We start from the raw sequence: 10,365 nt of genomic DNA on the forward strand, positions 1-10,365 counted from the left end.
CTGCGCCGGGAGCGGATCACGGTGCTGCACCTGACCCCGCCGACCGTGCGCTTCCTGAGCGGGCTCGGCGACGGCTGCCTGCCCGATCTGCGGTACGCGTTCCTCGGCGGTGACGTCCTCGGCGGCCGTGAGACGGCCGTGCTGCGCAGGCTCGCCCCCGATGTCCGGCTCGTCGGTTTCTACGGCGCCACCGAGACCCCGCAGGCCCCCGCCTGGCACCCGGTGGGCGAGACGGCCCCGGACGAGTCCGTGCCGCTTGGCCGCGGCATCGACGGTACCCAGCTCCTCGTGCTGCGCGGCACCACGCCGGCCGCCGCCGGGGAACTGGGCGAGATCGTGGTCCGCTCGCCGTACCTCGCGGACGGTTACCTGGACGGCGACCCCCAGGGCCGGTTCGCCGTGGATCCGGCCGGCCGGCCGGGTGTACGGCTGTACCGCACCGGTGACCTGGGCCGCCACCGGACCGACGGCACCGTGGTGTTCGCGGGCCGCGCCGACCGGCAGGTCAAGGTGCGCGGCCATCGCGTCGACCCGGCCGGCGTCGAGCACGTCCTGCGGGCACACCCCGCCGTCACCGACGCCGTGGTCACCGCGGTCCGGGACGCGACCGGCGAGACCCTGCTGGCCGCGTGGGCGGTCACCGGCCGTCCGGTCACCGGGGAGGAGCTGCGGGCCCATCTCGCCGAGCGACTGCCCGCCGCCGCGGTACCGGCCCGCGTCGACCCGGTCGACGCGATCCCGCTGACCGCCAACGGCAAGGCCGACGTGGCCGCGCTGCACGCCCGGGCCCGCACCGCGGCCACCCCCGCACCGGCGCGCCGCCCGGCGACCGGTACCGAGCGGCGGATGCGCGACCTGTGGCAGGAACTGCTCGGCGCCGAGGACATCGGCCCCGACGACACCTTCTTCGGCCGCGGCGGCCACTCGCTGCAACTCGTGGCGCTGCAACTGCGGCTGCGCGCCGAACTCGGCGTGGACGTACCGGTGGTGGACCTGATGCGGCACACCACGCTCGCCGCGCTCGCCCGCCACCTGGACGGCCTCACCGGCGCCCCGGACACCGCCACGAAGGCCGTGCCACGGGCGGACGCCCCGCGCCGGGAGGCGGACGAGCGGGCCCGCCGGGCCGCCGACCGGCGGCGCCGCATGAGAAAGGGACGGACTGATGGCTGAACCGGGGGGACCGAGAAAGACCATGGAGGAGTACGAGGAGTACGAGGAGCACGCGGAGTCAGGTGGGTCCGAGGACATCGAGCGGATCGCGGTCGTGGGCCTGGCCTGCCGGGTCCCGGGCGCGGACGACGCGGCCGGGTTCTGGGGCAACCTGACACACGGGGTCGAGTCCATCGAGCGCACCGCCGTACGGCAGGACGCGCCGGAGGGCTATGTCCCGGCCGTCGCCCCGCTGCGCGGTGCGGAGGACTTCGACGCCCGGTTCTTCGGCATGACACCGCGCGAGGCGGACCTCGCCGACCCGCAGCACCGGCTGTTCCTGGAACAGTGCTGGGCGGCCCTGGAGGACGCCGGCTGCGACCCGGAGCGGGCCGAGGGCCGGATCGGGGTGTGGGGCGGTACCTCCTTCAACTCCTACCTGGTGCTCAACGTGCTGCCCGGACTCGACCGGGACAAGCTGCTCGGCGAGTACCCGGCGGCCCTGCTGCACGGCAATGACAAGGACTACCTGACCAGCCGCGTCGCCCACCGGCTCGGTCTGACCGGACCGGCCGTCACCGTGCAGACCGCCTGCTCCACCTCGCTGGTGGCGGTCGCCGAGGCGGCCCGCGCCCTGCTGGACTACCAGTGCGACCTCGCGCTGGCCGGCGGTGCCTCCCTGAAACTGCCGCAGGACTGGGGATACGTCCACGAGACCGGCGGCATCCAGTCCCCGGACGGATACTGCCGGGCCTTCGACGCCGACGCCGCGGGCACCGTCTTCGGCAGCGGGGTCGGCGTGGTCGCGCTCAAGCGGCTCTCCGACGCCCTCGCCGACGGCGACCGGGTGCACGCGGTGATCCTGGGCGCGGCCGTGAACAACGACGGTGCCCGCAAGACCGGTTACACCGCGCCCAGCGTCGACGGCCAGGTCCAGGTGCTGCACGACGCCTACTCGGCGGCCGGGGTCAGCCCCGCCACCATCGGCTACATCGAGGCGCACGGCACCGGCACCGCCATCGGTGACCCGGTCGAACTGGCGGCGCTGGACGAGGTGTTCGCCCCGCACGGGATGGCGCCCGAGTCGGTCCCGGTCGGCTCCGTGAAGACCAACATCGGTCATCTGAACGCCGCTTCGGGCGTCATCGGCCTGATCAAGACCGTGCTCGCGGTGCGCGAGGGCCTGCTCCCGGCGAGCCTGCACTACCGGCGGCGCAACCCCCGCACGAACGAGAAGTCGCCGTTCGCCGTGGTCGACCGGCTCACCCCCTGGCCGGCCGGCGAGGGCCCGCGCCGGGCCGGGGTCAGCTCCTTCGGCGTGGGCGGCACCAACGCCCATGTGGTGCTGGAGGAGCCGCCGCGGCCGCCGTGCGCGCGGGACGCCGAGTGCGGCGGCGAGCAGCTCCTCGTGGTCTCCGCGCACAGCGAGGAGGCGCTGACCCGGGCCGTCTCCGGGCTCGCCGACGCCCTCGCGCCGGCCGCCGGGCAGGCGGCGAGGGGGGACGGCCACAACCTGCGGGACGTCGCCCATACCCTCGCCCACCGGCGCCGCCGCTTCCCGCACCGCGCCGCCGTGGTCGCAAAGGACCCCGCCGAGGCCGCCGACGCCCTGCGCCGGGCCGGCGCGGAGCACACGCGTGGCACGGCCCCGGTCGCCTTCCTCTTCCCCGGCCAGGGCACCCAGTACCAGGGCATGGCCGCCGGGCTGCTGCGTACCGAGCCGGAGTTCGCCCGCCACCTCGACGAGGTCGGCGCGCTGCTGGCCGCCGAGGGCATCGAGCTGCGCGCCCTGCTGGACACGCCCGCCGCCGAGGGCACCGCCGACCCGCTGGTGGACACCCGGCTGGCGCAGCCCGCGCTGTTCGCCGTCGAGTACGCGCTGGCCCGCTGGTGGCAGGCGCGCGGCGCGCACCCGGTCGCCCTGCTGGGGCACAGCCTGGGGGAGTGGACGGCCGCCTGTCTGGCCGGGGTGTTCACCCTGCCCGACGCGGTGCGGCTGGTCGCGGCCCGCGGGCGGCTGATGGCGGAGCTGCCGCGCGGCGCCATGCTCGCGGTGGAGCTGAGCGAGACCGAGGCCACCGGACTGACCGGGCCGCATCTCGGCATCGCCGCGCTCAACGCGCCCCGGCGCTGTGTCCTGTCCGGCACCGAGGAGGCGGTGCGCGCGGTGGAGGCACGACTGGCCGGACGCGGGGTGCAGACCCGCCGACTGGACACCTCGCACGCCTTCCACTCGGCGATGCTCGACCCGATGACCGGGCCGTTCGCCGAACTGGTCGCCCGGGTGCCGCTGCGCACCCCGGACATCCCGTTCCTGTCCGATGTCACCGGCACCTGGATCACCGACACCGAGGCCACCAGCCCCGCGTACTGGGCCCGCCAGGCCCGTGCCGCCGTGCGGTTCGGCGACGGGGTGAGCGAGCTGCTGGCCGCCACCCCGGACGCCGTACTCCTGGAGCTGGGCCCCGGCCGGGCGCTGGGCCGGTTCGCCGCCCAGGTCGCCGGGCCCGCCGTACGGCCCGTGACCGTGCTGCGCGGCGCCCGGCAGCAAGGCTCCGACCGGCGGTATCTGCTGGGTGCCCTGGGCCAGGCGTGGACGCGTGGCGTCCCGGTCGAACTGCCCGACGCGCCGGGCGACACCGGCACACCGGACACCCGGCCCCGGGTGGCGGACCTGCCCGGTCACCCGATGCTGCGCCGCCGCCACTGGATCGACCCGCCCGTCACCGGCCCGGCGGCCGGGCCCCGGCCGCCCCACGACCGCCCGGAGCCGGCCACCGGACCGCGCCCGGTCGGTGCGACGGCGAGCGGTACCGCCCCGGACGGACCCGCTCCGGAGCGCCCCGTCCCGGACGGCCGCGCCCCCGGCGACCCCGCCACGCGCGTCGCCGCCCTCTGGCAGGAACTGCTCGGCATCGAAGGCATCGGCCCCGACGACGACCTGTTCATGCTCGGCGGCGACTCCCTGAACGCCTCCCAGCTGATCTCCCGGGCGAGCCGGCACTTCGGTGCCGAGCTGCCGCTGGAGGAGTTCCTGGACGAACCGACCGTACGGCGGATGGCGGAACTGGCCGTCCGCGCCCAGACCCACGACGCTGCCGAGGCGGTGCAACAGTGACCACCGAGATCACCGAGACGACGGCCCCGCCGGCCACCGGCGGGCCCGGCACCTTCGAACCGCTGTCCTTCGCCCAGCAGCGCATGTGGTTCATGGAAGAACTGGTGCCGGGCACCGCGCTGCAGAACATCCCGCTGGCCGTACGGCTCACCGGACGACTCGACCTGGACGCCGTGCGCGGCGCGTTCCGGGCCGTGGTGCGCCGCCACGACACCCTGCGCACCGCCTTCGGGGTCCGCGAGGGCAGCCCCGGGCAGACCGTGCGCCCCGTCGAGGCGGCCGAGGTCGACGTGCCGCTCACGGACTTCACCACCGGAGCCGCGGGGACCCTCGCCGAATGGCTGCGCGAGCAGGCCACCCGCCCCTTCGCGCTCGGCCGGCCCCCGCTGCTGCGCGCCGCCGTGGCCCGGCTCGGCGACGAGGACCACGTACTGTCCGTGACGGTCCACCACATCGTGTGCGACGGCTGGTCCCTGGACATTCTGGTGCGCGAGTTCAGCGCCGCCTACACCCGGCTTGTCACCGGCGCCGACGAGCCCGAGCCGGGCCCGCCCGCCGTGCGCTACGCCGAGTTCGCCCGCGTCCAGCGCGCCCGCCTCGACGCCGGCGAGCCGGCCGGCGACCTCGACTACTGGCGCGACCGGCTCTCCGGGGCGCTGCCCACCCTGGAACTGCCCACCGACCACCCCCGCCCCGAGGAGCCCGGCTACCGTGGCGCCCGGGTGCGGCGCGCCCTGCCCGACGCGCTCGTGGAGCGGGTCGGCGCCCTCGCCAAGTCGCGTGGTGTCACGCCCTACATGGTGCTGCTCGCCGCCTACGCCGCCCTGCTGCGGCGCTGCACCGGCGACGAGGAGATCCTGGTCGGCACCCCGATCGCCGGCCGCACCGACCTGGACACCGAGGAACTCATCGGGCTCTTCGTCAACACCCTGCCGCTGCGCCTGGACCTGACGGGCGACCCCGACTTCACCACTTTGGTGCGCCGGGTCCGGGCCACCGCGCTGGGCGCCTACGCCCACCAGGCGATGCCGTTCGAGAGGATCGTCGAGGACCTGCGGCCGGACCGGGGCAGCCACCTCACCCCGCTGTTCGGCACCATGTTCGTGCTGCAGAACGCCACCACCAGCACCCTGGAACTGCCCGGTCTGAGCGTGCGGACCGTCGAGACGCACAACGGCACCTCCCGCTTCGACCTCCAGCTGATCGTCGGCCGGCGGGCCGAGGGCTGGGCGGCCACCCTGGAGTACGACAGCGACCTGTTCGAACGCGGCACCGCCGAGCGGATGGTCGACCGCTACGTCACCCTTCTCGAAGGCGCCGTCGAGGCGCCGCAGACCCCGCTGTCCCGGCTGCCGCTGCTGAGCGGCACCGAGCGCCGCCAGGTTCTCGAACTGGGGCGGCACACCGCGGAGTTCCCGGTTACCGAGTGTCTGCACGAGACGTTCGCCCGGCACGCCCGGCAGCGGCCCGACGCCATCGCCCTCAGCTGCCGCGGCGAGCACCTCGGCTACGCCGAGCTGGACGCCCGCGCCGAGGCGCTCGCGGTCCGGCTGCGCGCCGCCGGCGTCGGCCGCGAGACCCGGGTGGGCCTGTTCCTGGAACGCTCGCCGGACACCGCCGTCGCGATCCTGGGCGTGTTCAAGGCCGGTGGCCAGTACGTCCCGATGGACCCGCTGTACCCGGCCGCGCGGCTCGCCCGCATCCTCGCCGACGCCACCCCGCACGTGCTGATCACCCACGCCTCGCTGTGTGCGGAACTGCCCGAATACGACGGCCATCTGCTGGTGCTGGACCGGCCCGAGCTGCCGTTCCCCGACCCGGCCAGACCGGTGCCCGAGCGCGACCCCGCACCGCTCGCCCCGGACAACGCGGCCTACGTCATCTACACCTCCGGCTCCACCGGCACCCCCAAGGGCGTCCAGGTCAGCCACGCCACCGTGGCCCGGATGTTCGCCGCGATGACCGCCACCCCCGCCTACGACTTCGACGAGCACGACGTGTGGCCGATGCTGCACTCCTACGCCTTCGACGTCTCCGTGGTGGAGATGTGGGGCGCGTGGCTGCACGGCGGCCGACTGATCGTCGTACCCGTGGAGACCGCCCGCGACCCCGAGGCGTACTACGCCCTGGTGCGCGAGGAGGGCGTCACCGTCCTCAACCAGACGCCGTCCGCGTTCGTGCACTTCGCCGCCGTCGACGCCCGGCACGAACCGGACGAACTGCCGCTGCGCGCCATCATCTTCGGCGGCGAGGCGCTGGAGTCCGGCACCCTGGCCAGCTGGTTCGAGCGGCACGGCGACCGCTCGCCGCGCCTGGTGAACATGTACGGCATCACCGAGACCATCCACGTCACCATCCGCGAGATGACCCTCCAGGACGTCCGTCTCAACCGGCGCAGCCCGATCGGCCGGCCGATGCCCGACACCGAGCTGTACGCCCTGGACGAGCGGCTCCAGCCGGTCCCGATCGGCGTCACCGGCGAGCTGTACGTGGGCGGCCCCGGACTCGCCCGCTGCTACTTCGGCGACCCGTACAAGACCGCCGACCGGTTCGTGCCGCACCCCTTCGACAGCCGGCCCGGCGCGCGCCTGTACAAGAGCGGCGACCTGGCCCGGCTCACCGCGCGCGGCGAGTTCGAGTACGTCGGCCGGGCCGACCACCAGGTGAAGATCCGCGGCTACCGCATCGAGACCGGTGAGATCGAGGCCGCCCTGCTCGACCACGAGGACGTGCACGCGGCGGTCGTCCGGCCGGGGCCCGGCGGCGACGGCGAACCGCGCCTGTACGGCTACGTCACCCTGGAGCCCGACGCCCGCGCCGGCGCGGAGCCCGAGGAGACGGCCGCCCTGCTGCGCGCACACGTCGCCGACCGGCTGCCCGCCTACATGGTGCCCGCCGCCGTGGTGGTGCTGGACGCGCTGCCGCTGACCGTCAACGGCAAGGTGGACCGCAAGCGGCTCCCGGTGCCCGAGCCGGTCCGTACGGCGGCCGGGACCGCGTTCACCGCCCCGCGCACCCCCACCGAGGAGCGGGTCGCCGCCGTCTGGCGGGAACTGCTCGGCCTGGACGCGGTCGGCGCCGACGACAACTTCTTCGACCTGGGCGGCCACTCGCTGCTGGCGACCCGGCTGGTGTTCCGGCTGCGCGAGGAGTTCGCCACCGAACTGCCGCTGCGGGTGCTGTTCGCCGAGCCGACCGTCGCCGGGATCGCCGCGGTCCTGGACCAGGCCGGTGCCGGCGCCCCGGCCGCCGCACCCGTCGCAGCCATGCGCGCCGACATCCACCTCGGCGCCGGCATCGCGGGCTATCCCGCCCCGGAGCGGCCGGGAGGCGTCCGGGACGTCCTGCTCACCGGCGCCACCGGATTCCTCGGCGCCTTCCTCCTGGACGAGCTGCTGCGCGCCACCAAGGCCACCGTGCACTGCCTGGTGCGGGCCGAGGACGAGGTGAGCGCGCGACGGCGGCTGGAGAAGACGCTGTCCGGCTACGGCCTGTGGGACCCCGCTCGCGCCGACCGGGTCCGCGTGGTGACCGGCGATCTGGCCGCGCCCCGGCTCGGCCTGGACGACGACACCTACCGGGCGCTGGCCGGCCGGATCGACGCGATCTACCACTGCGCCGCCGCCGTCAATCTGGTGCTGCCGTACGAGGAGCTGCGCGCCGCCACCGTCGACGGCACCCGCGAGGTGCTGCGCCTGGCCACCGCCTCCGGCCGGGCCGCCGTCCACCATGTGTCCACGGTCGGCGTGTTCGCCGGGCCCCCGGCCGACGGGGCCCCGGTCACCGAGACCGCCGTGGCCGGGCCGCCCGAACTGCTGCGCCAGGGCTACACCCAGAGCAAGTGGGTCGCCGAGCAGCTCATCGCCGTCGCCCGGGAGCGCGGCGTGCCGGTCACCGTGCACCGGCCCGGCCGGATCGCCGGGCACACGGCCACGGGCGCCTGCCAGAGCGACGACCTGCTGTGGCGGGTGGTCAAGGGCTGCGTCCAGGCGGAGGCCGCCCCGGCCGGGCTGACCGCGGAGGCCGACCTGGTGCCCGTCGACTACGTGGCCCGCGCGATCGTCGCCGTCGCCCAGCGGCCCGAGGCGCTCGGCGGCATCCACCACCAGGTCAACACCCGCCCCGTGCCGCTGGTCGAACTCCTCGGCCAGGTAAGGGACTTCGGCTACCGGCTGGACGAGCTCCCGCTCGCGGACTGGGTCGCGCGGATCCAGGCCGACCCGGACAACGCGGCGTACCCGCTGCTCAGCCTCTTCGACCCGGCCGGCGGCGGCTTCACCGCCGTCCGGTTCGCCGACGACGCCACCCGGGCCCTGCTGCCCGGCACCGGCATCGGCTGCCCGCCGCTCGACGCGGACCTGATCCGCACCTACCTGCGCTGGTTCGCCTCCTCCGGCTATCTGCCGGCACCCCGCTGACCGGCCGCCGGTCCCGGCACAGCCGCCGGCCCCGGCCCAGTACGTCCCCATCGACCACCAGAACGACGACCCGGAAAGAAGACCCATGACCACCGTGACCCCGCCCACCGCCGCCGACCTCGCCCAGACCCCCGGCGCGGACCCGGAGCGCCCGTCCTCCTACTACCAGCCCGGCGAGCACCACGCGCCCCAGAACGAGATCCACCGGCTGCGCCAGCAGGTCGCCGCGTCCTGGAACAAGGAGCTGCGCGTCCTGCGCGAGTTCGGGCTGACCGAGTCCTCCGACGTGCTGGAGGTCGGTTCCGGTCCCGGCTACATCACCGAGCGGCTGCTCCAGGAGGTGCCGCAGGGCACCCTCACCTGCCTGGAGCTCAACGAGGACCTGATCGAGCACGCCCGCGGCCACCTCACCCCGGCCCGCCCCGACCAGCTGAGGCTGGTGCAGGGCTCGGTCCTGGACAGCGGGCTGCCCGACGACTCCTTCGACCTGGTGCACGCCCGGCTGGTCCTCCAGCACGTGCCCGGCACCCCGGACGTGCTCGCCGAGGCCCACCGGATGCTGCGCCCCGGCGGCCGGCTCGCCGTCATCGACGTCGACGACGCCCTGTGGGGGCTGCTGCACCCGCAGCCCGACCTGCCCGAGTTCGACGAGGTGGTGCGGCTGCGTATCGAGTTGCAGGCCAGCCGCGGCGGCAACCGGCTGATCGGCCGGGAGCTGGGCGGCCTGATGCGGGACGCCGGGTTCACCGACATCAAGGTCGAGGCCGTCGCCATCTCCAGCGAGGAGGTCGGCATGGACGTACTCGCGCCCCAGCTGGACATCCGCTCCCGCACGCACGCCATGGTCTCCGTCAACCCGGCCGCCGAGCGGCCCTGCGAGATCGTCGCGGACGCCATGGACGAGTTCGTGGCCCGCCCCGACGCCTCCATGATGCTGGTGTTCTTCATGTTCTCCGGCACCAAGCCGGGCGGTGACGCCCGATGAGCACCGTCGTCACCATCTGGGCCGTCGTCGTCAACGACGAGGAGCAGCGCTCCGTCTGGCCGGCCGACACCGAACCCCCGGCCGGCTGGCGCACCCTCGGCTTCACCGGCAGCCGGGAGGAGTGCCTGACCCGTATCGCCGCCGAGTGGACCGATCTGCGCCCGGCGAGCCTGCGCCGCCGCATGAGCGCCGCCTGACCGCTTCGCCAAGGACAACAGGAGACGACACCCCATGTACCGGACCATGTTCAAGTCCAAGATCCACCGGGCCACGGTGACCCAGGCCGACCTGCACTACGTCGGCTCCGTCACCATCGACGCCGACCTGATGGAGGCGGCCGACCTGCTGCCCGGCGAGAAGGTCGACATCGTGGACATCGACAACGGCAACCGCCTGTCCACGTACGTCATCGAGGGCCCGCGCGGCACCGGCGTCATCGGTATCAACGGAGCCGCCGCCCGCCTGATCAGCCCCGGCGACCTGGTCATCCTCATCGCCTATGCCACCGTCACCGACGCCGAGGCCCGCGCCCTGAAGCCCCACGTGGTGTTCGTGGACCGCGACAACCGGGTGCTGCACCAGGGCTCCGACCCGGCCGAGGTACCCGAGGGCGCCCCGCTGCTGCGCGGTGACCTCGTCGCCTCATGATCGGCGCCCCCCTGCCCGCCCCCGGGCGGGCAGGGGGGCGCCGA

Annotated in this window: 6 protein-coding genes; all 6 read left to right on the forward strand. The window is 74.8% G+C overall.

The window, feature by feature from the left end; all coding sequences use genetic code 11:
- Positions 1–1,173 (forward strand): non-ribosomal peptide synthetase (locus CCN72_RS14550; RefSeq protein ID WP_143664101.1); only part of this gene is annotated, 1,173 nt, incomplete at its 5' end.
- Positions 1,166–4,270, forward strand: coding sequence for a type I polyketide synthase (locus CCN72_RS14555; RefSeq protein WP_208638006.1), 3,105 nt, complete (start codon positions 1,166–1,168; stop codon positions 4,268–4,270). The genes CCN72_RS14550 and CCN72_RS14555, both read left to right, overlap by 8 nt.
- Positions 4,267–8,688 carry a non-ribosomal peptide synthetase gene (locus CCN72_RS14560; protein WP_086807894.1) on the forward strand — a complete coding sequence of 1,474 codons (4,422 nt, stop codon included), beginning with the start codon at positions 4,267–4,269 and terminating at the stop codon, positions 8,686–8,688. The genes CCN72_RS14555 and CCN72_RS14560 overlap by 4 nt, the downstream gene beginning before the upstream one ends.
- 85 nt (positions 8,689–8,773) lie before the next feature.
- Complete coding sequence (locus CCN72_RS14565; protein WP_086807895.1) at positions 8,774–9,673, forward strand: class I SAM-dependent methyltransferase; 900 nt, start codon at positions 8,774–8,776, stop codon at positions 9,671–9,673.
- Complete coding sequence (locus CCN72_RS14570) at positions 9,670–9,870, forward strand: MbtH family protein (protein WP_086807896.1); 201 nt, start codon at positions 9,670–9,672, stop codon at positions 9,868–9,870. Before CCN72_RS14565 ends, CCN72_RS14570 begins: the two co-directional genes overlap by 4 nt.
- 34 nt (positions 9,871–9,904) lie before the next feature.
- The gene (gene panD / locus CCN72_RS14575; RefSeq protein WP_086807897.1) at positions 9,905–10,321 is read left to right on the forward strand and encodes an aspartate 1-decarboxylase; all 417 of its coding nucleotides are present in this window, start codon (positions 9,905–9,907) and stop codon (positions 10,319–10,321) included.
- Positions 10,322–10,365: the final 44 nt, after the last annotated feature.

The sequence above is a fragment of the Streptomyces murinus genome (genome assembly GCF_002154555.1).
GTDB lineage: Bacteria > Actinomycetota > Actinomycetes > Streptomycetales > Streptomycetaceae > Streptomyces > Streptomyces murinus.